General features: G+C 69.6%; 24 protein-coding genes and 1 tRNA gene. 12 read left to right on the top strand and 13 right to left on the bottom strand.

What is annotated here, in order from left to right; genetic code table 11:
- Window positions 1-36: 36 nt before the first annotated feature.
- Window positions 37-1080: an endonuclease III gene (gene nth / locus IE94_RS0115390; protein WP_030183951.1), complete on the bottom strand. Its 1044-nt coding sequence runs from the start codon at window positions 1078-1080 to the stop codon at window positions 37-39.
- A gap of 369 nt (window positions 1081-1449) precedes the next feature.
- On the opposite strand from nth, the gene IE94_RS0115385 reads away from it, so the two are divergent.
- Window positions 1450-2124: a Crp/Fnr family transcriptional regulator gene (locus tag IE94_RS0115385; protein ID WP_003975365.1), complete on the top strand. Its 675-nt coding sequence runs from the start codon at window positions 1450-1452 to the stop codon at window positions 2122-2124.
- Between the two features lie 10 nt (window positions 2125-2134).
- On the opposite strand, the gene IE94_RS0115380 is transcribed toward IE94_RS0115385, so the two are convergent.
- From IE94_RS0115380 to sp36, 5 genes are all read right to left on the bottom strand, one after another.
- Window positions 2135-2977: an MBL fold metallo-hydrolase gene (locus IE94_RS0115380; protein WP_030183948.1), complete on the bottom strand. Its 843-nt coding sequence runs from the start codon at window positions 2975-2977 to the stop codon at window positions 2135-2137.
- Window positions 2974-3912, bottom strand: a complete 939-nt coding sequence (locus tag IE94_RS0115375; RefSeq protein ID WP_030183945.1) for an NUDIX hydrolase — start codon at window positions 3910-3912, stop codon at window positions 2974-2976. The genes IE94_RS0115380 and IE94_RS0115375 overlap by 4 nt, the downstream gene beginning before the upstream one ends.
- A gap of 59 nt (window positions 3913-3971) precedes the next feature.
- The gene (locus IE94_RS0115370; protein ID WP_030183943.1) at window positions 3972-5003 is read right to left on the bottom strand and encodes an alpha/beta fold hydrolase; all 1032 of its coding nucleotides are present in this window, start codon (window positions 5001-5003) and stop codon (window positions 3972-3974) included.
- Window positions 5004-5255: 252 nt separating this feature from the next.
- Window positions 5256-5723 (bottom strand): RidA family protein, encoded by a 468-nt coding sequence (locus IE94_RS0115365; RefSeq protein WP_030183941.1) that lies wholly within the window; start codon window positions 5721-5723, stop codon window positions 5256-5258.
- Window positions 5720-5881, bottom strand: coding sequence for a Sp36 family protein (gene sp36 / locus IE94_RS39200; protein ID WP_003975360.1), 162 nt, complete (start codon window positions 5879-5881; stop codon window positions 5720-5722). The genes IE94_RS0115365 and sp36 overlap by 4 nt, the downstream gene beginning before the upstream one ends.
- Window positions 5882-6010: 129 nt before the next feature.
- Between sp36 and bagA the strand changes: the two genes are divergently transcribed.
- Complete coding sequence (gene bagA / locus IE94_RS0115355; RefSeq protein ID WP_030183940.1) at window positions 6011-6988, top strand: ATPase BagA; 978 nt, start codon at window positions 6011-6013, stop codon at window positions 6986-6988.
- Window positions 6985-8346, top strand: a complete 1362-nt coding sequence (gene bagB, locus IE94_RS0115350) for an ATPase BagB (protein WP_030183938.1) — start codon at window positions 6985-6987, stop codon at window positions 8344-8346. The genes bagA and bagB overlap by 4 nt, the downstream gene beginning before the upstream one ends.
- 32 nt (window positions 8347-8378) lie before the next feature.
- Here bagB and wblA read toward each other — a convergent pair whose 3' ends face one another.
- Window positions 8379-8717: a transcriptional regulator WblA gene (wblA, locus tag IE94_RS0115345; RefSeq protein ID WP_011029097.1), complete on the bottom strand. Its 339-nt coding sequence runs from the start codon at window positions 8715-8717 to the stop codon at window positions 8379-8381.
- Between the two features lie 460 nt (window positions 8718-9177).
- On the opposite strand from wblA, the gene IE94_RS0115340 reads away from it, so the two are divergent.
- The gene (locus tag IE94_RS0115340; protein WP_030183936.1) at window positions 9178-11427 is read left to right on the top strand and encodes a transglycosylase domain-containing protein; all 2250 of its coding nucleotides are present in this window, start codon (window positions 9178-9180) and stop codon (window positions 11425-11427) included.
- Window positions 11428-11628: 201 nt separating this feature from the next.
- The gene (locus IE94_RS0115335) at window positions 11629-12135 is read left to right on the top strand and encodes a hypothetical protein (protein WP_030183934.1); all 507 of its coding nucleotides are present in this window, start codon (window positions 11629-11631) and stop codon (window positions 12133-12135) included.
- A gap of 88 nt (window positions 12136-12223) precedes the next feature.
- Here IE94_RS0115335 and IE94_RS40370 read toward each other — a convergent pair whose 3' ends face one another.
- On the bottom strand, window positions 12224-12430 hold the full coding sequence (locus IE94_RS40370; RefSeq protein ID WP_167343960.1) for a hypothetical protein: 207 nt from the start codon (window positions 12428-12430) through the stop codon (window positions 12224-12226).
- On the opposite strand from IE94_RS40370, the gene IE94_RS0115330 reads away from it, so the two are divergent.
- A complete protein-coding gene (locus IE94_RS0115330) occupies window positions 12377-12598 on the top strand; it encodes a helix-turn-helix domain-containing protein (protein ID WP_245235264.1) in 222 nt (73 codons plus the stop codon). The genes IE94_RS40370 and IE94_RS0115330 overlap by 54 nt on opposite strands.
- A gap of 16 nt (window positions 12599-12614) precedes the next feature.
- Here IE94_RS0115330 and IE94_RS0115325 read toward each other — a convergent pair whose 3' ends face one another.
- The 4 genes from IE94_RS0115325 to IE94_RS0115310 all read right to left on the bottom strand — a co-directional run bounded on the left by IE94_RS0115325 (window position 12615) and on the right by IE94_RS0115310 (window position 16979).
- A complete protein-coding gene (locus tag IE94_RS0115325) occupies window positions 12615-13367 on the bottom strand; it encodes a hypothetical protein (RefSeq protein ID WP_030183929.1) in 753 nt (250 codons plus the stop codon).
- 4 nt (window positions 13368-13371) lie between these two features.
- Window positions 13372-13851, bottom strand: a complete 480-nt coding sequence (locus IE94_RS0115320; RefSeq protein ID WP_030183926.1) for a hypothetical protein — start codon at window positions 13849-13851, stop codon at window positions 13372-13374.
- Between the two features lie 5 nt (window positions 13852-13856).
- On the bottom strand, window positions 13857-16097 hold the full coding sequence (locus tag IE94_RS0115315) for a glycoside hydrolase domain-containing protein (RefSeq protein ID WP_030183922.1): 2241 nt from the start codon (window positions 16095-16097) through the stop codon (window positions 13857-13859).
- 417 nt (window positions 16098-16514) lie between these two features.
- Entirely contained in the window at window positions 16515-16979 is a 465-nt protein-coding gene (locus IE94_RS0115310) for a GatB/YqeY domain-containing protein (RefSeq protein WP_030183917.1), read from the bottom strand.
- Between the two features lie 289 nt (window positions 16980-17268).
- Here IE94_RS0115310 and IE94_RS0115305 point away from each other — a divergent pair, with 289 nt between their 5' ends.
- From IE94_RS0115305 to IE94_RS0115285, 5 genes are all read left to right on the top strand, one after another.
- On the top strand, window positions 17269-18198 hold the full coding sequence (locus tag IE94_RS0115305; RefSeq protein WP_030183909.1) for a metallophosphoesterase: 930 nt from the start codon (window positions 17269-17271) through the stop codon (window positions 18196-18198).
- 167 nt (window positions 18199-18365) lie between these two features.
- On the top strand, window positions 18366-19115 hold the full coding sequence (locus IE94_RS0115300) for a Pr6Pr family membrane protein (protein WP_030183905.1): 750 nt from the start codon (window positions 18366-18368) through the stop codon (window positions 19113-19115).
- Between the two features lie 67 nt (window positions 19116-19182).
- Window positions 19183-19256 (top strand) — tRNA-Pro (locus IE94_RS0115295).
- A 243-nt stretch (window positions 19257-19499) separates the two neighbouring features.
- Entirely contained in the window at window positions 19500-20189 is a 690-nt protein-coding gene (locus IE94_RS0115290) for a DUF488 family protein, N3 subclade (protein ID WP_030183903.1), read from the top strand.
- Between the two features lie 88 nt (window positions 20190-20277).
- On the top strand, window positions 20278-21111 hold the full coding sequence (locus IE94_RS0115285) for a hypothetical protein (protein WP_030183898.1): 834 nt from the start codon (window positions 20278-20280) through the stop codon (window positions 21109-21111).
- 20 nt (window positions 21112-21131) lie between these two features.
- On the opposite strand, the gene IE94_RS41060 is transcribed toward IE94_RS0115285, so the two are convergent.
- The gene (locus IE94_RS41060; RefSeq protein ID WP_245235263.1) at window positions 21132-21272 is read right to left on the bottom strand and encodes a hypothetical protein; all 141 of its coding nucleotides are present in this window, start codon (window positions 21270-21272) and stop codon (window positions 21132-21134) included.
- 129 nt (window positions 21273-21401) lie between these two features.
- On the opposite strand from IE94_RS41060, the gene IE94_RS0115275 reads away from it, so the two are divergent.
- Window positions 21402-21659, top strand: a complete 258-nt coding sequence (locus IE94_RS0115275; protein ID WP_245235262.1) for a peptide deformylase — start codon at window positions 21402-21404, stop codon at window positions 21657-21659.
- Window positions 21660-21775 lie beyond the last annotated feature (116 nt).

Below are 21775 nucleotides of genomic sequence, written 5' to 3'. Positions count from 1 at the left end.
CCGACTCCAACGCCCGACGCCCCCGAGATCGTTCCGTCACCCGGCCCCCAGCGGCGGTGCCGGCCTGCCGCCCGCGTCCAGGTAGGCCTGCGGGGGCTTCAGCCGCTGCCCGGGGAAGCCGCCCTTCTCGTACTTCAGCAGCTTCCTCGCCTTCTCCGGATCCGTCTCGCCCTCGCCGTAGGCCGGGCACAGCGGGGCGACGGGGCAGGCGCCGCAGGCGGGCTTGCGGGCGTGGCAGATGCGGCGGCCGTGCCAGATCACGTGGTGGGAGAGGTCGGTCCAGTCGCTCTTCGGGAAGAGCGCGCCGACGGCGGCCTCGATCTTGTCCGGGTCGGTCTCCTCGGTCCACCGCCAGCGGCGCACCAGGCGCTGGAAGTGCGTGTCCACGGTGATGCCGGGGCGGCCGAACGCGTTGCCAAGTACAACGAAGGCGGTCTTGCGGCCGACGCCGGGCAGCTTGACGAGGTCTTCGAGGCGTCCGGGGACCTCGCCCCCGAAGTCCTCCGTCAGGGCCTTGGACAGTCCTATGACCGACTTGGTCTTGGCCCGGAAGAAGCCGGTCGGACGCAGGATCTCCTCGACCTCCTCGGGGACGGCGGCGGCCAGGTCCTCGGGGGTCGGGTACTTGGCGAAGAGGGCGGGCGTCGTCTGGTTGACCCTCAGGTCGGTGGTCTGCGCGGACAGCACCGTGGCCACGACCAGCTGGAACGGGTTCTCGAAGTCCAGCTCCGGGTGGGCGTACGGGTAGACCTCGGCGAGCTCCCGGTCGATACGGCGGGCGCGGCGGACCAGCGCGGTGCGCGACTCGCCGCGCGGCGGCTTCGGGGCGACGGTCTTCGCCGGGGCGACGCCCTTCACGGCGGCGGCGGCCTTCTTCGGGGCGACGGCGGGCTTCTTGGCGGGCGCCTGCCTCTTGAGGGGCGCGGCCTTCTTCGCGGAGGCCGTCTTCTTGGCCGCGGAGGTCTTCTCGCTCGCGGGGGTCTTGCTCTTCGCGGGGGACTTCTCGCTCGCCGGGGTCTTCCCGCTCGCGGCGCTCTTCTCGGTCGCGGCGGACTCCTTGTTCGCGGCGCTCTTCTTCACGGCACCCTTCTCCGCAGTCACCCTCTTGGCAGACACTGCCTTCTTTGTCGCTTTCGCCGTTTTCCTACCGCCATCGGGACCCTGTTCGCCCACAGCGGAATCGCGACGTACACTCACCCGCCCAGCCCCCTGGCCCTGTGCTCTCACCGGCGATTTGGACACCCGGCCAGCCTACGACCCGGCACCGACATCCGCCCCGGACCTCGAAGATCGGCGGCCAATTGGACCCCTGCCGCGTACCCCGGGACATCAGTGCGGCATCCTTGTGACAGATCACACTGTTTGGACTGTCCGGCAAAATGGGCACCACGGACCCCTGGTACACCGGGGGAACAAGATCCTCTGAGCCGGTCGACAAGGAGAGAACTCGTGGACGACGTTCTGCGGCGCAACCCGCTCTTCGCGGCGCTCGACGACGAGCAATCCGCGGAGCTCCGCGCCTCCATGAGTGAGGTGACCCTCGCCCGCGGCGACACCCTGTTCCACGAGGGGGACCCCGGGGACCGCCTCTACGTGGTCACGGAAGGCAAGGTCAAGCTCCACCGCACGTCCCCCGACGGGCGCGAGAACATGCTGGCCGTCGTCGGCCCCAGCGAGCTGATCGGCGAGCTGTCGCTCTTCGACCCGGGCCCGCGCACGGCGACCGGCACCGCGCTGACCGAGGTGAAGCTGCTCGCCCTCGGCCACGGCGACCTCCAGCCCTGGCTGAACGTCCGGCCCGAGGTGGCCACCGCACTGCTGCGCGCCGTCGCGCGCCGCCTGCGCAAGACCAACGACGCCATGTCGGACCTGGTCTTCTCGGACGTCCCCGGCCGCGTCGCCCGCGCCCTGCTGGACCTCTCCCGCCGCTTCGGCGTGCAGTCCGAGGAGGGCATCCACGTGGTGCACGACCTGACGCAGGAGGAGCTGGCCCAGCTGGTCGGCGCGTCCCGCGAGACGGTCAACAAGGCCCTCGCCGACTTCGCCCAGCGCGGCTGGCTCCGGCTGGAGGCCCGCGCGGTGATCCTGCTGGACGTGGAGCGGCTGGCCAAGCGCTCCCGCTGACCCCGGGGCCCTACTCGGGCGGCTGGATGAGCCCGTGCTCGCGCAGGTACTCCAGCTGCGCCCGCACCGACAGCTCCGCCGCCGGCCACAGGGAGCGGTCGACGTCCGCGTACACGCGGGCGACGACCTCGCCCGGCGTGCGGTGGCCGTCCTCCACCGCCGTCTCGACCTGGGCGAGGCGGTGGGCGCGATGCGCGAGGTAGTACTCCACGGCGCCCTGGGCGTCCTCCAGGACCGGGCCGTGCCCCGGGAGCACCGTGTGCACCCCGTCGTCGGCCGTGAGCGACCTGAGCCTGCGCAGGGAGTCCAGGTAGTCGCCGAGACGGCCGTCGGGGTGGGCCACCACCGTCGTACCGCGGCCCAGGACGGTGTCGCCCGTCAGGACCGCCCGGTCGGCCGGGAGATGGAAGCACAGGGAGTCCGCCGTGTGCCCCGGCGTCGCCACGACCCTCAGCTCCAGCCCGCCGACCCCGATCACGTCACCGGCCGCCAGCCCCTCGTCGCCCAGCCGCAGCGCCGGGTCCAGTGCCCGTACGTTCGTGCGCGTCAGCTCGGCGAAGCGCGCCGCGCCCTCCGCGTGGTCCGGGTGACCGTGCGTCAGCAGCGTCAGCGCGACCCGCTTGCCGGCCCGCTCGGCCGTGTCGACGACGTGCCGCAGGTGGGCGTCGTCCAGCGGGCCCGGATCCACGACGACGGCCAGGTCGGAGTCGGGTTCGGCGAGGATCCAGGTGTTGGTGCCGTCCAGGGTCATCGCCGAGGCGTTGGGCGCCAGGACGTTCACCGCGCGCGCGGTGGCCGGACCCGACAGGACCTGGCCCCGCGGCTGTCCGGGCAGTGCTGTCGCGTCCGTCATGCGGGAGCTCCCCCGGTCGGGTCGGAAGGTGTCGCCGGTGTCGCCCCGGCACTCGGGACGTGCTTGGTGAACTCGTCGTGTCCCGGCCAGGAGAGGACGACCTCGTCCCCGGACAGCCGCGCACGGGCCAGTACCGGTGTCATGTCGCGGCCGGGCGCCGACGCCAGCGCCTCGGCCGCCGTGGCGCACTCCGCCAGACCGCGCAGGGTCGCGACGGTGGGCGGCATCATCAGCAGCTCGCCCTTGTCGTACCCGGCGGTCGCGTCGGCCGGCGTGATCCACACCGTGCGGTCGGCCTCCGTGGACGCGTTGCGGGTGCGCTGCCCCTCGGGGAGCGCGGCCACGAAGAACCACGTGTCGTAGCGCCGGGACTCGAACTCCGGGGTGATCCAGCGCGCCCAGGCGCCCAGCAGGTCGGAGCGCAGGACGAGGCCCCTGCGGTCCAGGAACTCCGCGAAGGACAGCTCACGGTCGACCAGGGCGGCCCGGTCGGCCTCCCAGTCCGCGCCCGTCGTGTCGCCGACCACCGAGTCGTCCGTGGTGCCGGCGAGCAGCACACCGGCCTCCTCGTACGTCTCCCGTACGGCCGCGCAGACGATCGCCTGGGCGCCCGCCTCGTCGACGCCGAGCCGGTCCGCCCACCACGCGCGCGTGGGGCCCGCCCAGCCGATGGCGCGGTCGTCGTCGCGCGGGTCGACGCCGCCGCCCGGATAGGCGTACGCGCCCCCCGCGAACGCCATGGAGGTGCGGCGGCGCAGCATGTGGACGACGGGTCCGCAGCCGGGCCCGGACCCGGTGGTACCGGTGTCCTTGAGGAGCATGACGGTGGCCGCGCGCTTCGGGGTGACCGGGGTGAGGGTGCCGGCCGCCAGCGCGCGGATGCGGTCCGGCCACTCCGGGGGGTACCACTGACCATTCGCCTGACCATTCGCCATGGCCGGAGGCTATCCGGTGACGGGCGGATGTTCGAGTGGCCCCCGGGGTCCGGTGGGCGTCAGGAGGGCAGGCCGGTCAGCCACTCGGTGAGCAGCCGGTTCGTCTCCTCGGGGCGCTCCTGCTGGAGCCAGTGGCCGCAGCCGTCCAGGACGTGCGAGGCGCTCAGGCCGGGCAGGGTGACCGGATACGCCTCGATCGCGTCGGTCAGCCAGGTCGTGGAGGCGTCCAGGCCGCCGCCGAGGAACAGGGAGGGCTGGGTGATCGGCGCGCCCGCGTGGCCGGCCAGGTCGGCCCAGTCGCGGTCCATGGTGCGGTAGCGGTTCAGGGCGCCGGTCAGGCCGGTGCGCTCGAACTCCCCGGCGTAGACGTCCAGGTCCTGCTCGGTCAGCCAGGAGGGCAGCCTCCCGGCGGCCGGGAACCGGTCGCGCATCCTGCCGCCGGGGGCCACGAAGTGCGGGTCGGGCTCCTCGGGGCCGGGCATGGTGTCGGCGGACAGCGCGGCGTAGAGACCGGCGAGCCAACCGCGTACGTCGGGCTCGATCTCCGCCTCGGCGCGGCCGGGCTCCTGGAAGTAGGAGACGTAGAACTCCTGCCCGGCGAAGGGCCCGGCCGGGTCGCTCATGCCGGCGAAGACGTCGCTGGGCCTCGGGCCGCCCGGCGGGGTGTACGGCACGCTCAACAGGCCCACCGCGCGGAAGACGTCCGGCCGCAGCAGCGCGGAGTGGGCGGCGATGTTGGCGCCCCAGTCGTGGCCGACGACCACGGCGGAACGTTCCCCCAGGGCCTCCACCACGGCGACGTTGTCCGCGACCAGGTCGAGCATCCGGTACGCCTCGACGGCGTCCGGTCGCGAGGAGCGCCCGTAGCCGCGCACGTCGACGGCGACGGCCCGGAACCCAGCGGCGGCCAGCGCGGGCAGCTGGTGGCGCCAGGAGTACCAGGACTCCGGGAAGCCGTGCACGAGCAGGACCAGCGGCCCGCTGCCCTGCTCCACGAGGTGGATCCGGCCTGCGGGCGAGGGCACCAGCCGGTGGACGGGCCGGTCGGCCTGCTGCTCGGCCTGCTGGTCGGTCACGGGCGGCTGCGGCATGGCTCCTCCTGGCGCATACGGTCGGTACGGCTCCGGTACGGGCCGGGACCGCCGACCGGGGCCGGCGCCCGCCCCGTACGGGGCATGGAACCGATCCTGCGGGGGCCGGAGCGGTGGGTGCGAGCTTTGTTGCCGACCTGGCAACGCGCGCCGCACCCCGTGCCCGCCCCCGCTCCGCCGGCGTACGGCCGGAGGCCCACTCCGTCGGCGTACGCCGGGAAGCCCCCGTCACCGTGCCGGAAGCCCGGTCCGCTACGGCTGGACGAGCTCCACCTGGATCTCGACCTCCACCGGCGCGTCCAGCGGGAGGACCGCCACGCCGACCGCGCTGCGGGCGTGCACGCCCTTGTCGCCCAGGACCTCGCCGAGGAGTTCGCTGGCGCCGTTGATCACGCCGGGCTGTCCGGTGAAGTCGGCCGCGGAGGCGACGAAGCCGACGACCTTCACCACACGCGCGATGCGGTCGAGGTCACCGGCGACGGACTTCACGGCGGCCAGGGCGTTCAGCGCGCAGGTGCGGGCCAGCTCCTTGGCCTCGTCCGGGGTGACCTCGGCGCCGACCTTGCCGGTGACCGGAAGCTTGCCGCCCAGCATCGGCAGCTGGCCGGAGGTGTAGACGTACGGGCCGGACTGCACGGCCGCCTGGTAGGCGGCCAGCGGCGGGACGACCTCGGGCAGCGTCAGACCGAGCTCGGCGAGCTTCGCCTCGACGGCGCTCATGCCTGCTTCTCCCGCTTCAGGTAGGCGACGAGCTGCTCGGGGTTGTTCGGCCCGGGCACGACCTGGACGAGCTCCCAGCCGTCCTCGCCCCAGGTGTCCAGAATCTGCTTCGTGGCATGGACGAGCAGTGGCACGGTTGCGTATTCCCACTTGGTCATGCGGCCGACTCTAGCCGCTGGCCCGGGCACCTCCGCAGCCGCTGTCCCGTCCCCTCCACGCGTCGGCGGCGGCGACGTTGTCCACAGCCTCCGGCGTACTCCGCGCGCGGACTGGTTACGCTCGAATACGTGAGCAGGCTCCAGGTCGTCAGCGGCAAGGGCGGTACCGGCAAGACCACGGTGGCCGCGGCCCTCGCGCTGGCCCTGGCCACCGAGGGGAAGCGCGCGCTTCTCGTCGAGGTCGAGGGCCGCCAGGGCATCGCGCAGCTCTTCGAAACGGAGGCGCTGCCTTATGAGGAGCGGAAGATCGCCGTCGCTCCGGGGGGCGGGGAGGTGTACGCCCTCGCCATCGACGCCGAACTGGCCCTTCTGGACTACCTCCAGATGTTCTACAAGCTGGGCAGCGCCGGACGGGCCCTGAAGAAGCTCGGCGCGATCGACTTCGCGACCACCATCGCGCCGGGGGTCCGGGACGTCCTGCTGACCGGCAAGGCGTGCGAGGCGGTCCGACGCAAGGACAAAAAGGGACGTTTCGTGTACGACTACGTCGTCATGGACGCCCCGCCGACAGGCCGCATCACGCGCTTCCTCAACGTCAACGACGAGGTGGCCGGGCTCGCGAAGGTCGGCCCCATACACAATCAGGCGCAGGCCGTGATGCGGGTGCTGAAGTCGCGGGAGACCGCCGTGCACCTGGTGACGCTGCTGGAGGAGATGCCGGTCCAGGAGACCGTCGACGGCATCGCCGAGCTGCGCACGGCGCGGCTCCCGGTGGGCCGGGTCGTCGTCAACATGGTCCGGCCCCAGGTCCTGGACGCCACCGACCTGGAGCTCGTACGGGAGACACCGCGTACGGCGCTGGCCCGGTCGCTGTCCGGGGCCGGGCTCGGCGGGGCGCGGCGCGGCGGGCACGCCGAGCGGCTGGTGGACCCGCTCCTGGCCCAGGCCGGGGAGTACGCCGAGCGGCACGCGCTGGAGCAGGAGCAGCGGGCGGTCCTCGGCGAGCTGGGCCTGCCGATGCACGAACTGCCGCTGCTCGCGGAGGGCATGGACCTGGCGGGCCTGTACGAACTGGCCACCGAGCTGCGGAAGCAGGGGATCGCATGAGTCCGGACGACCCGGCCCGCCACCAGGAGGGCGCGCGCCGTCTGACCCCCGCGCGCGTGCTCGACGTCGACCGCCTCCTGGAGGACCCGCGCAACCGCATCGTGGTGTGCTGCGGTTCGGGCGGGGTCGGCAAGACGACCACGGCGGCGGCGCTGGGCCTGCGGGCGGCCGAGCGCGGCCGCAAGGTGGTCGTCCTCACGATCGACCCGGCCCGGCGGCTCGCGCAGTCCATGGGCATCGACTCCCTCGACAACACCCCGCGCCGGGTGAAGGGCGTCGACGACTCTGCGGGCGGCGAGCTGCACGCCATGATGCTCGACATGAAGCGGACCTTCGACGAGATCGTCGAGTCCCACGCGGATCCCGACCGGGCGGCGGCGATCCTGGGCAACCCCTTCTACCAGTCCCTGTCGGCCGGCTTCGCGGGCACGCAGGAGTACATGGCGATGGAGAAGCTGGGGCAGCTGCGGGCGAAGGACGAGTGGGACCTCATCGTCGTCGACACGCCGCCGTCCCGTTCGGCGCTGGACTTCCTGGACGCCCCCAAGCGCCTCGGTTCCTTCCTGGACGGCAAGCTGATCCGCGTCCTGCTGGCCCCGGCGAAGGTCGGCGGCCGGGCCGGCATGAAGTTCCTGAACGTCGGCATGTCGATGATGACCGGTGTCCTGGGGAAGGTGCTGGGCGGGCCGTTCCTCAAGGACGTGCAGACCTTCGTGGCCGCGATGGACTCAATGTTCGGCGGGTTCCGCACGCGCGCGGACGCGACTTACAAGCTGCTCCAGGCGTCCGGGACGGCGTTCCTGGTGGTCGCGGCCCCGGAGCGGGACGCGCTGCGCGAGGCCGCGTACTTCGTGCAGCGGCTGGCCGCCGAGGACATGCCGCTGGCCGGGCTGGTGCTCAACCGGGTCCACGGCAGCGGTGCCGACCGGCTGTCGGCCGAGCGGGCACTCGCCGCCGCGGAAAATCTTGAGGACGCCCGCATTGTGGATCAGAACGGCGGGAAAGCTGGACTTCGTAGCTCTCCCGGCAACTCTCCCGATCCGCACGGCAGTTCAGAACCGGCCGACGCCGCCCACGACGACTCGACCCCCGACGCCGCTCCCGAGGCTCTCGATGCGGGCGCGCCGGAGCGGTCCGTCGACGCCCTCGCCGCCGGTCTGCTGCGCCTGCACGCCGAGCGCATGCACCTGCTCGCCCGCGAGCAGCGCACACGGGACCGCTTCACCGCGCGTCATCCCGAGGTGGCGGTCACCGAGGTGGCCGCGCTGCCCGGCGACGTGCACGACCTCGCGGGGCTGCGGGACATCGGGGCACGCCTGGCCACCGGCCGGCCCGAGCTGCCCGAGCCGGGCGCCTGATCCGGCCCCGGGGTCCGGGGCCCTCGGCGGGGTCAGCCCACGGCCGCGTAGTTCTCGTACACCTCGTCGTCGTCGAGGGGCACGATGCCGACCCCTCGTTCGTACTCCGTCCGCGCCGTCTCGAGGAGCCGGCGCCAGGAGGTCACGGTGGGCCGTCTGCGCAGCAGCGCGCGGCGTTCCCGCTCCGTCATGCCTCCCCACACGCCGAACTCGACGCGGTTGTCGAGCGCGTCGGCCAGGCACTCGGTCCGCACCGGGCATCCGGTGCACACCGCCTTGGCCCTGTTCTGCGCTGCTCCCTGAACGAACAGTTCGTCCGGATCGGTAGTGCGGCAGGCGGCCTGCGCACTCCAGTCGGTTACCCAGCCCATACCGGCGCCGTCCTCTCCCGAATCGAGGCTCCCCCACGGCGGCAGCGGCATATTCACCGCAGCCAGTTGAGGACGTTACGGAAGGTGGGCACAGCGCAACACCCCCTTCGGGCCCAATCTTGAATGGCCCGAACGGACTATGGGTAAGCGGCAGATCACCCGGGGGAGTGAGCTGGCGACATGCGCGACGATCCCGACATAAGGGTCATCTCTGTTGCGCCACAACGGACACCGATTGACACACAAGGCGGATTCGGACACGCACCCCCCACGCCGTGACACGCGCCGGTACACACCAACGCGCCCCCCAGCGGGGCCCCTCGGAAAAAATTCGAGCAGATCCGGAACGATTCGGGGTCGCCGGACGTATTGATACGTGGCCTCACTGCTGTGACAGTTGAGTGCAGCTTAGGCCAAGGCATATACGCGTGTCCGGCGAATGAGAACGTAGGCTGCCTCCATGCCAAAGAAGCGCTCGGGCGGTGGTCTGTCGCCAACGCAGCAGGCCGCCAAGTTCCTCGGTGTCAGTGTGCTCGCGGGAGCAGTGCTGGCCGGCATCGCGTTGCCCGCCGTGGGCGCGCTGGGGCTGGCCGCCAAGGGATCGGTGGAGGGCTTCGACGCCCTCCCGACCAACCTGAAGACTCCCCCGCTGAGCCAACGCACCACCATCCTCGACGCCGAGGGTGGCACCATCGCCACGGTCTACTCGCGCGACCGGACGGTGGTCGACCTCAAGGACATCTCGCCGTACATGCAGAAGGCGATCGTCGCGATCGAGGACTCCCGCTTCTACGAGCACGGTGCGATCGACCTGAAGGGCGTCCTGCGCGCCCTCAACAAGAACGCGCGCAGCGGCGGGGTCTCCGAGGGCGCCTCCACCCTCACCCAGCAGTACGTCAAGAACGTCTTCGTGGAGGAGGCGGGCGACGACGCGACCAAGGTCGCCCAGGCCACCCAGCAGACCATCGGCCGCAAGATCCAGGAGCTGAAGCTCGCGATCCAGGTCGAGGAGGAGCTGGGCAAGAAGAAGATCCTCGAGAACTACCTGAACATCACGTTCTTCGGCCAGCAGGCCTACGGCGTCGAGGCGGCCTCCCAGCGCTACTTCTCCAAGCACGCCAAGGACCTCACCGTCCAGGAGGCCGCCCTCCTGGCCGGCATCGTCCAGTCGCCCAGCCGGTACGACCCGGTCAACGACGAGGCGGAGGCCACCAAGCGGCGCAACGTCGTGCTGAACCGCATGGCGGAGGTCGGCGACATCTCCCCGGCCCAGGCCGAGAAGGCGAAGAAGGCACCGCTCGGGCTGAAGGTCAGCAGGCCCAAGAACGGCTGCATCACGGCTGTGGACAACGCGGGCTTCTTCTGCGACTACGTGCGCGAGGTCTTCCTGAGCGAACCGGTCTTCGGCAAGACCCGCAAGGACCGGGCCAAGGTCTGGAACCAGGGCGGCCTGACCATCCGCACGACGCTCGACCCGCAGGCCCAGGAGTCGGTCCAGCAGTCGCTCAAGGACCACGTGTACCAGTCGGACTCGGTCGCCGCCGCGAGCACGCTGGTCGAACCGGGCACCGGCAAGGTCCTCGCGATGGGCCAGTCGAAGCCCTACGGCTACGGCAAGAACGAGACCGAGATCAACTACTCGGTCGACCACGCCAGCGGCGGCTCCAACTACGGCTTCCCGACCGGTTCCACCTTCAAGCCCTTCGTCGCGGCGGCCGCGCTCGAGGAAGGGCGCCCGGCCACGCAGGAGTACCCGTCCCCGTACGAGATCCCCTACCCCGAGCCCGTGCAGACGTGCAGTGGGAAGCCCTGGCTCAACACGGCCGGTGAGAAGGTCCCCAACGAGAGCGAGTCGGAGGTCGGCCCGTACCGGCTGAAGAAGGCGATGGCCCTCTCGGTCAACACCTACTTCGTCCAGATGGTGGCCGACATCGGGCTGTGTCCGGTGATGAAGATGACGGACGCCCTGCACGTGGTGCAGGGCAGCGGCGAGAAGCTGCCGGAGGTCCCCGCCATCTCCCTCGGGTCCAAGGGCGTGTCCCCGCTGACGATGGCGAGCGCGTACGCCGCCTTCGCCTCCCGGGGCATGTACTGCACGCCGATCGTGATCGAGTCGATCACCCAGAAGATCGGCGACAAGCAGCAGTCGCTCGACGTCCCGAAGTCGACGTGCTCGCGCGCGATGAGCGAGAAGACCGCGGACACGGTCAGCACCCTGCTGCAGGGCGTGGTCGACTCCGGTACGGGTAAGGCGGCCGGGCTCACGGACCGTGACAACGCCGGCAAGACGGGTACGACCGACGAGCGCAAGAACGCCTGGTTCGTCGGCTACACGCCGAACCTGTCCGGCGCCGTCTGGGTGGGCAGCGCCTCGCAGCAGGTCCAGATGAAGGACATCACGATCGGCGGGCAGTACCACGATCTGGTCTTCGGTGGCGCGGTCCCCGGTCCCATCTGGAAGGACGCCATGACCGGCGCCCTGGCGGGCAAGGACTCCCCCTCGTTCAACCTCGTCGACATCCCGGACGAGGACAAGAACAAGGACAAGAACAAGGACCGCGACAAGGAGAAGCCCGACGACGGGAACAACGGCGACGACGGCTTCATCGCCGGCCTGACCGACGGCGGCAACGGCAACGGCGGGGGCGACGGCGGCTTCCCGGGAAATCTGATCCAGGGCCCGGGCAACGGGCCGGGCGGGCGACACTGACCCGCCCGACCGGCACACGCACGGCCAGGACGAAACGGTCCCTTCCCCGAAACGGGGGAGGGACCGTTCGCCTTGTTTCCAAACCTATTCGACGTGATTACGCCAGCCGACGAGAGAGCCATTCCGTTCGCGCGATGCCGTGACATAGTCGCGTCTGGCCCCGCCACCGGGTGCCTTTCATTGCCGCACCACGGAGGGGAAATGAAACTTCGCACACGGATCGGCGCGACGTTCGGCGCACTGATCAGCGCTCTCACCCTGGTCCTCATGCTCCCCGGCTCGGCACAGGCGAGCGCCCAGGCGTGCTCCGGGTTCGGCTGCGACGGCCACGACCCGAACATCCAGTCGTGGCAGACCGGACCGGTCAGCCCGTACGGGCCGTACAACCTCGGCAGCTCCTTCATGTACGAGCTGCGGTGGGGCAAGACCGACGGCGACCAGTACAGCTGGGCCCGGCTGCACTACATCAGCGGCTCCAACGAGCAGGACTGGAGCGTGTACGTCCAGCGCTGCACCAAGGACCAGTCCGAGTGCTACTGGCGGCTCGGCCTGAAGAAGGGCGGCGCCTCGGGCTGGACCGCCAAGATCCCCGACGGGACGAACTACTACTGGACGCGCACCCCGATGTACTACAACCCCTCGACCCACATGATGCGGGCCTGCGTGGAGGACCCGTCGGGCGACCAGAGCTGCACCCCCTGGTACTGAGCCGGCCCACGGTCGCCGTGACAACGGCGCCGCAGCCGCGCGGCGGAACGATGGAATTCCATCGTTCCGCCCTTTTGTCGCTCATCTTTCATTTATCCATCTTCCCCGTGCGGCAAAGTTCATTTAAAATGAGGCGCGCATAACCGCCGCACATCACATCGGGGTTCTTTTGACCGCCAGACCGGAGAATTGCGTCGACCTTTCCGCCGTCGGCGACGACGACCGAAAGATTCTGAATCTCTTGTATGCGGGCTTCAGCGATGCCTCGATCGCCCGGCGACTCGGCGTAGGACACCGCACGGTACAGCGCAGGGTCCAGCGGCTCATGGCGCAGCTGCGGGCCAACGGGCGCGTGGCCCTGGGAGCACGGGCCCAGGAGCTGGGTCTGCTCCGGGCGGCCCTGCGTCCGCCGTACGAGACGGGAGGACATCCGCTGGAGCGGACGCCCTCCCGCAACCCGTGAGGGCCCTGCCGGTCCGTCAGCTGTAGCGCTCGGCCCGGCGGCGACGGGCCGGTTCCGTCACGTCGGGGACCACACCCGCGCCCGCGCCCGGGACCTCGTTCCACGAGCGGATCTTCGCGGCGACGCGTCCCAGCCGCGCGTCGTCCGGCGGTACGTCGAGGTAGAACAGCCCTTCGTACGGGCGGCGGTCGTCGCCGCCCCACCGGACGACGCCCTCGGTGTCGGCGAGGATGTCGCGGAGGGTCTGCACCTGGGCCCCGGTGAAACCGTCCCGCACACCCGCCGGATAGGAACCCGGTCTGATCACGACGGCGGTGCCGGACGCCAGGTTCGACTCGGGCCGCCGGGCGTCGCGCACCGCCGACGGAGTCGTCCACCCCAGAAGGGCTCCGGGCCCCGTGCCGGCCCCCAGGGCGTCCACCTCGTAGTGGAAGCGGCGGATCACATGGACCAGCACCGTCTGCGGGTCGCCCATGCGCAGCCGGACGGTCAGCCCGGTGCCCGGCACGGAGCAGGTGACGACGGCACCGTCGGCGTCGACGGCGTTCTGCATCTCCCACCCGTTGGCGGACGGCCGGCCCGTACACAGCCGGCGATGACGCGCTCTCGCGCGGCGCAGCGCCTCCTTCAACGCGTCGTTCCTGAGCGGCTGCGGCCCGGCGGCAGCGGCCGGGGAGGCGAGCAGGCCGGTGGTGGTGAGGCTCGCGGCGGCGGTGGCACCCGCGGCGGCGAGGAGGGTGGTGCGGCGGGGAATACCGGAGTTGTTCAACGGCTCATCCTTTCTTCTGTGTCGGCGTGCGCTGCTGGTGGTGCAGGAAGGCGGAGGCCCCGGCACCGAGGAGCGCGAGCACCAGCAGAACGGTGAGGGTCGGATTGACGTAGCCGGGGACGACGACGGAGTAGTCACGGCCGTCCGAGACCTCGCAGACGAGCCGCAGCGGGACGAAGTCCCCTCTGCGGCCCACCAGGACCGCCCCTTCGGGTCGCTGCCGCTCGCACTCCTGCGCCTGCTCCTGGTCCCCCAGGAACAGCAGGTCGAGCAGGCCCCACAGGTAGACCGCGAGGCCCGCCGCGATCGCCGTCAGGCAGACGTCCCGCGTCACCCCGGCCGCGGTGCGGTGGAGGCGGGCCCGCGCGGTGAACCGGGAGCCCAGGTACGCCAGGAGAGCGATCAGCGCCGGTGTCGCCGTGAGGAGCGTCGTGAAGAGAACGGTGTCGTCGTGGCCCTGCCAGGGATCGGCTGCCGTGATCACGCGCGTCAGACCCCGCGGATGGCGAGGTTGTACTTCTCGAAGATCGCGTAGAGCGGCATGCGTTCCTGCGCGTGGGCCTCCGCCTCGGTGCCGAAGCCCTGGTAGCGGCGCAGCACCTCGTAGATCTCGGTCTCGGTGTAGTCGAGCGCGGGGCGGCGGATCGGGGTCTCGGCGTGATCGCCCGCCTTTCCGTCGGCGCCCCAGATGTGCATGTGCGGCACGGTGCTCAGGTTGAACACGTTGTCCTGGTTGACCTTCTGCCACATGGCCCAGCGGTCGTCGTCGGAGGTCGCGTCGAGGATGGTGCCCTCCAGCAGCCCCGCGCGGATCGAGTTGTTGCGCGCCAGGATGCAGGTGCGACCGGAGATCTTGGCGATGCCGGTGCTGCTGTCGACCAGCTGCTCGATCTTGGGGAGGTCCTTGGCCCAGTCGGGGATGATCCCGGTGTGGTAGAGCGTCACACCGGCGTCCTCGGTGAGGTCCTTGATGCTGTAGTGGCAGAACTCCCAGAACGCCGAGGTCTGGATGAGCGCCTTGCGCATCCGGTACCTGCGGGCCCCGGATGTGATCGCCGCGTCGTGGCTGATGATCGTTTCGAGGCATTCCCGCAGGGTGTAGATGCGCTCCCCGCCGGGCTTGCCGATGCTCGCCATGTACGCCTGGATCTCCTGCAGCAGGGCGGGCAGGAGATCGATGTCGAAGCCGATGTCGAGCTTCTCGGAGGCGGCGGGGTAGAAGTCGCCCTGTCCGGTGTCGCGGCCCGAGGCGATGTTGTTGTCGATCTCGATCTGGCCGTCACCGGAACCGATCGTCTTGGTGACGATCTGGTCGAAGGACCAGTTCTCGGGCATCGGATATCCGAGGTTGCCGGAGAAGCCGGACGACATGTCCGACACGAAACTGGCGTCCGCGTAACCTGCCGCGGATATCCGGGAACAGGCGTTGCGCGGCCCGTAGACCCCGATCTTGTAGGGACTGCCCAGCCGGTTCATCTCGTCCCTGACGCTTTGGAAGTACGGCAGGATGTACGAGGTGACCTCTTCGTCCACCGCGTCGTAGTCGACGGCGAAGTAGATGCGCGTGCCGGGCTTGAACCCGTGTTCCTCCGCCTTGAACGAAGCGGTCATGCAGTCGGTGACGCCCTGCTCGACGCTGTAGTAGTCGACCGAGCGCGCCCACGTCTGGTAGATGGGGAAGCAGCGCAGCCCGTACTCCTTGATGGTCGCCAGCTCGCCCGGCTGGATCTCCTTCTCCGGGAGCGACGTGGTGGACGGGTTGTAGAGGTACCGCCCGACGTACTTGTAGCCGGCGGCCTTCAGGGCCTGGGCCCGAGCGGGGGTGATCTTCGTGACGCCGTCGCACGCCTCGCCCGCCCGGCTCTGGTCGCCGTAGGAGACGAGCAGGGCGGCCCAGGTCCCGAAGTCGCCCTGGCCGTTCACGGCGAGCTTCATGAACGACTGGAACGTACTGACGCTGGAGGCCAGCGAGGACGTGTACGAACTCGTGAAGGACACCGGGCGCTTGTTGAGGACCATCGCCCCGGTGAACAACTGCACCCAGACCCCGGAGGAGCCGGTGGACACCGTGTGGCTCTTCAGGCCGGACTGCGTGCCGGGACCGAAGACCCCGTTCGCGACGCCGTCGGCCATGCCCAGTTCGTACTGGATGGCGAAGAGCATCGACTTGGCGACGTCACGGGAGTGATGGCCGTCGCAGGGAATGATGTAGAAGTCCTTGCGGAGCACGTACCGGCCGTTGAGCCACTGCTGGATGGACCGGATGGTCTCCGACCCGTCGTTGACGGTGACGTAGGCGTCCATGTTCATCAGCCCCTTGACCACCTTCGGCCACAGGGAACTGCCGGGATAGGTGCCGCCGACGCCCATGTTCGCGTTCAGCTTCGCCACGGCCGCCTTGACGCGGTCGTTGTAGGTACCGTCGATGTCACCGCCGTCGTAGCCCTTGCAGTAGAGCGCCGACTGGATGATCCGGCAGAAGTTCGCCGACGGGATGGTGGTATCGTCGAGCTTGCCGTACTTCTCACCGATGGTGGCGAGGGTGGTCGGACCGAAGTTGTCCGACAGCGACGGGATACCCATCTCGTACTGCAGTGCCCGAGTCAGGGCATACATCACGGTCCAACCCGTGCGACCGTTCTCCTCCAGTTTGGAAATGCCGAGGGTGGCGCCGTTCCCGTAGGTGGTGTTGATGAATCTCTGGGCGCGGAGCACCATCTCGTCAGCCATGGGGTCCCTTCCTGCCGCCGGAATTCGAAGGCGGGGCGGAAGAGGTCGGCGCACACCGCGTCGCTGTTGCCGCGGCATTCATGGGGTCGGGCATGCCCTGATTCCCCCCCCGAGAACGACATTTCCCACCCCAGCAGCCCTCCGGACTGCTCTTGACCAGTAGGAACCTAGATCATCGGTGCGGCCGCGAGAAGGACTCGGGCACTGCGGGAACACGAAGGCCGAATTTCGCCGTGAACAGACCGGCACAAAGGCTTCAGGGAAAGAAAAAACCGCGCGCGAGCGGTTGCTCCTACGCTTTCCCTGCCCGCGTCACGGAAGGGTCGAAATCCAGCTTTCGGTTGTTTTGTTGTTGATGGGGAGAACACAGGACGGCCGGGATGCGGATGCTTCCCGGCCGTCGGTCGTCGTGCGTACTCAGCCCGCCAGGAGCTTCTTCACCGCGGCGGCGACCCGGCCGCCCTCGGCCTGCCCGGCCACCTTCGGGTTCACGATCTTCATCACGGCGCCCATGGCGCGCGGGCCCTCGGCCCCGGCCGCCTTCGCCTCCTCGACGGCCTGCGCGACGATCGCGTTCAGCTCGTCGTCGGAGAGCTGCTTCGGCAGGTAGGCGGCGAGCACCTCGCCCTCCGCCTTCTCCCGCTCGGCCTGCTCGGCGCGACCGCCCTGGGCGAAGGCCTCGGCGGCCTCCCGGCGCTTCTTCGCCTCGCGGGTGATCACCTTCTGCACCTCGTCGTCGGAGAGCTCCCGCTTCTCCTTCCCCGCGACCTCCTCCTTGGTGATCGCGGCCAGCGTCAGCCGGAGCGTCGCGGAGCGGAGCTCGTCGCGCTCCTTGATCGCGGAGTTGAGGTCGTCGTGCAGCTTCGACTTGAGCGTGGTCATGACCTGATTGTCGCAGGTACGCGGGGGACGGCGCCCGCCGATTTGCGCGCCCCCGGCGCAGGGGAGCGCGGACGGCGTCCCGGCACTGCCTTCTCACGACTGCTTCCACCCGCCGTTCACGCCTGCCGCATCCCCCTGCCGCATCCCCCTGCCGCTTCCGCCCACCGCTTACGCCCACCGATTCCCCGCACCCATGCCCCGCACCGATTCCCCTCGCCGATTCCGTCCACCGATTCCGTCCACCGATTCCCCTCGTCGGTTCACTCACCGCTTCTGACACGATGGAGGTATGCGCGCGCGATACGGAGTACCCCTGGGAATCACGGCGGTTGGCACCGCCGGGCTGATCTACGCGGCGGGGATCGAGCCCCGCTCCTTCCGCCTCCGACGGGTGACGGTCCCCGTCCTCCCCTCCGGGATGCGCCCCCTGCGCGTGCTCCAGGTCTCCGACATCCACATGGTCGGCGGTCAGCGCAGGAAGCAGCGCTGGCTGCGCTCGCTGGCCGGGCTGCGCCCCGACTTCGTGATCAACACCGGCGACAACCTGTCCGACCCGGAGGGTGTCCCCGAGGTCCTGGACGCCCTGGGCCCCCTGATGGAGTTCCCGGGCGCCTACGTCTTCGGCTCCAACGACTACTACGGTCCCCGGCCGCGCAACCCCGCCCGGTACCTGCTCGAGAAGGTCCAGGGCCGCCACGGCCTCAACGGCAACCCGCCGGTCGTCGGAGCCCTGCACAACCCGTGGGAGGACCTGCGCGACGGTTTCGACGCCGCGGGCTGGCAGAACCTCACGAACACCCGGGGCTCGCTCAAGATCGAGGGCGTGTCGGTCGAGCTGACGGGACTGGACGACCCGCACATCAAGCGGGACCGGTACGCGGAGGTGGCCGGCGGTCCGTCCGGCACGGCCGACTTCTCGATGGGCGTGGTCCACGCCCCGTACCTGCGCGTCCTGGACGCCTACGCGGCGGACGGCTACCCCTTGATCCTGGCCGGGCACACCCACGGCGGCCAGCTGTGCATCCCCTTCTACGGCGCCCTGGTCACCAACTGCGACCTGGACACCGACCGCGTGAAGGGCCTGTCCACGCACACGTCCCAGGGCCACACGGCCTACCTCCACGTCTCGGCCGGCTGCGGAGCGAACCGCTACACCCCGTTCCGCTTCGCCTGCCCACCGGAGGCGACGCTGCTGACGCTGGTGGGGCGGGAGGGCTGACCCGATTCCCGGCGGGGGGTGGATCCGGGGATCCGGGGATCCGGGGGATCCGGGGAGCCGGGGAGGAGCCAGGAACCGAGGGAGCCGGGGAGCCGGGGCTGCCCGGGGGGTAACCCACACGGCCCACTCACATAGCCCGCTATGTCCGGTCTGCCTACGTTGAGGCCATGACAGCCCCGATACCCAGGGACATCCCGGACCTCCCCCCGATCCCGGGCCACGTCGTCCTCCCGCCCACCGTCGTACCGGCCCGCGCCGTACTGATCCCGGCCCGCCGTCGCCTCGTCGCCGTCTTCCGCGGCCTGATCGCCGCGCTGGCCGTGACCGGCGTGACGATCGAGCTGCTCGCCGGCGGGTCGCCCACGACGGCCCTGAGCCACTTCACGATCCAGAGCGGCATACTGCTGGCCCTGGTCATGCTCGCCTCCGCCCGGTGCGCCTGGTCCGCCCACCACCCGCTCCCGGGTGCCCTCACGGGAGCGGCCCTGTTCTACGTCGTCGCCGCGAGCCTGGTCCACCACCTGCTCCTGACCCACGCGTCGAGCCCCTTCGCGGCACCCGACGGCACCGGCACGGCCTGGCAGACCGCCGCGACCCACATCCTCCACACGGCCCTGCCGGTGGCCGCGGCCCTGGACTGGCTCCTGCTCACCCCCTCCGGCCACCTGCACCTGCGCCACGCCCCCGTCTGGCTCCTGTACCCCCTGGCCTACCTGGCCTTCTCGCTGGCCCGCGGCGAGCTGCTCCTCCCCGGCTCCCAGGACCGCTACCTCTACCCCTTCCTCGACGTCGACCAGCACGGGTACAAGATCGTCCTCGGCAACGCCCTCCTGGTCGGCCTCGCCCTCTACGCCCTGGGCGTACTCCTCGTCGCCCTGGACCACATCCGGCCCGACCCGCTCCGCCGCCCCCGGTAAACCGGATTTCGTCTCCAGCCACCGGTGGGCTAAAGTAAACGACGTCGCCGCGACGAGCAGCGACGATCGGGGTGTGGCGCAGCTTGGTAGCGCGCTTCGTTCGGGACGAAGAGGTCGTGGGTTCAAATCCCGCCACCCCGACAGTGAAGTACCAGGTCAGGGGCCTGATCCGCATGGCGGGTCAGGCCCCTGAGTGGTTCCTGGAGATCGTTTGGGAGAAATCTGGGAGAAGATCTTGGTCGGCTTCTCCCAGGACCAGTCTCCAGTGCCGCAGGATGGGTGACACTCAAGCGTCCTCAGACCTGCGCGTTCGCGAATCCAGGGCTCGTAGCTGACCAGGAACGCCGCGGCGGGCCGCCCCAACGGTCGTTAGGAACACCGTCCATGGCAGGTCATCGCTCAGCACCTCCCCACGACCCCGCCCATGCGCTGGCCCAGCGAGTGCGGGCTTTGCGGGAGGACCGTGGGTGGACGCGTGAACGGCTGGCTAAAGAGGCAGGCATCGCCGCCGTGACGCTGCGCCGACTTGAGAGTGAGGGAGCGATCCAGCCAGGTTTCTTCACCGTCGGCGCGGTGGCTGAGGCTCTTTCCGTCTCCCTCGATGATCTTTTTCGGGTCACTCAAGCCCCGCCTGTTACCCCCGGTCTCTGGTCAGCCGGATACGAAGGTCGAGACATCGACTCATTCGTCGCCTCTCTCGTCGACAGTCACATCGGTGTCGTAGCGGACGTACGGCTCACCCCGATCAGCCGCAAGAAGGGCTTCAATAAGACCCGTCTCGGGGAGGCTCTGGCCGAAGCCGGCATCGAGTACACGCACCTTCGTGGCCTGGGCAATCCGAAGGACAATCGGGAGCCCTTCTGGGACGGCCGTGTGGCAATGGGGTGCGCGCGCTTCCGTGGCCTACTGCGATCCGAACAGGCCCAGGCCGACCTTGACCGCCTCGCAGAACACGCCCGAGCGTCGCGGGTCGCGGTGCTGTGCTTCGAGAAGGACGAGAGTCGCTGTCACCGGCAGGTCGTCTTGGAGACAGTCCGCAACCGGGTCCAAGTGCCAGTGAATCCCTTGGCCTGACTTCGTCCTCGGCTTTCGCAGGTGCCCTTGCCAGCGGTGCATGCCTCTCGTCCAATCAGATCGGGGAGATCGATGGAGGGGGCACACCATGGCGTCGTCGGCATTCGGGAAGCGTCAGCGCGCACGGATCATGATCACGGTCAAGACGTACCCGGAGCTGTCCAGCAAATACCGCGAGACAAGCTGTGTGGCCGGCATACGCCTCGATCAAGGCGAGCCGCAGCACGTGCGGCTTTTCCCTGTGCCCTTCCGGCTCCTCAGCGAAGAGGCGCAGTTCTCCAAGTACTCGATCATCGAAGTCGACGTCGAGCCACACCGCCTTGAGCGTGACTCCCGCCCAGAGAGTCTCCGTCCGTATCTCGACACGTTGGAGATTGTGGGCGAGGTACCGCCCGACGGCGGCTGGCAGAAGCGATATCGGCACGTGGAGCCCCTGGTCGCCCCGTCGCTCTGCGCCATCAAGAGGGATCAGGAGAAACGAGGAACGTCTCTCGGTGTCTTTCGCCCCGCCGAGATCACCCGCTTCCGGCTGGAGGCTGCCGAGCCATGGTCTGTCTCCAAGGCCGCGCTGGCCGACCAACTCGACTTGTTCGAGCAGGAGCTGAACCCGCTGGAGTGGGTACCGCTCGACCTCCGCTACAGCCTTCGCTGCGCCGATGGCGACTGCCCGACACACGACATGGGGTTGAAGGACTGGGAGGCAGGTCAGTCGTACCGCAAGTTCCTGCGTAAGTACGGCGAGCACGGGGTCCGTGATGCGCTCCGCGAGCGCTGGTACACGCGGATGTGTGCCCCGAACAGAGCCGTTCACTTCTTCGTCGGGAACATCGCGGCCCATCCCAAGACGTTCATGCTGCTGGCCGTCTTCTACCCGGAGCGGAAGGTCGTCGAGTACGTGCAGGACGGTCTGTTCGGCGAGTGAGTAACGCTCCTGCTGCGTACTCAGGCGGACTTGCTGTGCTGCTGCGGGCTGCTCGCTTTCGGCTGCTTCGGAAACTGGGTAACCCTCTTCATGCGAGGCTCCCTACCGAAGACCGAACGGTACTTCTCGATCGTGCCGATCTCCCTGACGATCTTCTTCACCCACGCGGGTGTGTAGACATACGCGCCGAACGCCTCGCTGTAGATGCAGTACTTCGCGTCCGTGGCACAGGGATCGGGGGCCCCGGTGGCAGGTCTGACTCCGAAACGTCGCCACATCAGCGCATGCTCGTGGCTGGCGCTGAATTCGAAGGGCACCTGGTCTTCGACGAGGCGAGCCGACCGTTGACGATCACCGTCGAGACCACGACCCTCACCGGCGAGACCGTCACCACCGTCTACGAGCGCGGCCTCGCCCGCCTCATCCACCACGAGATCGACCACCTCGACGGCCTCGTCTACACAGCCCGCATGAAGGACGGGGTCGTCCCGATCCCGGTCGAGGAGTACCGCCAGACTGGTCAGGCGTGGGCATACGAGCGGTCCTGACCTCCGGCTGATCGGCGATCCATCCTCCGGAACACCCTGTTCCGGTGCCAGGCAGAGCCCGGCCGTCGGCCGGCTGGTTCTCCAGCGACAGCGTCACCAGACTTTTAGAGCCTCCT

The sequence above is a fragment of the Streptomyces violaceorubidus genome (genome assembly GCF_000717995.1).
Classification (GTDB): domain Bacteria; phylum Actinomycetota; class Actinomycetes; order Streptomycetales; family Streptomycetaceae; genus Streptomyces; species Streptomyces violaceorubidus.
This window is presented reverse-complemented; position numbering and strand designations above follow the sequence as displayed.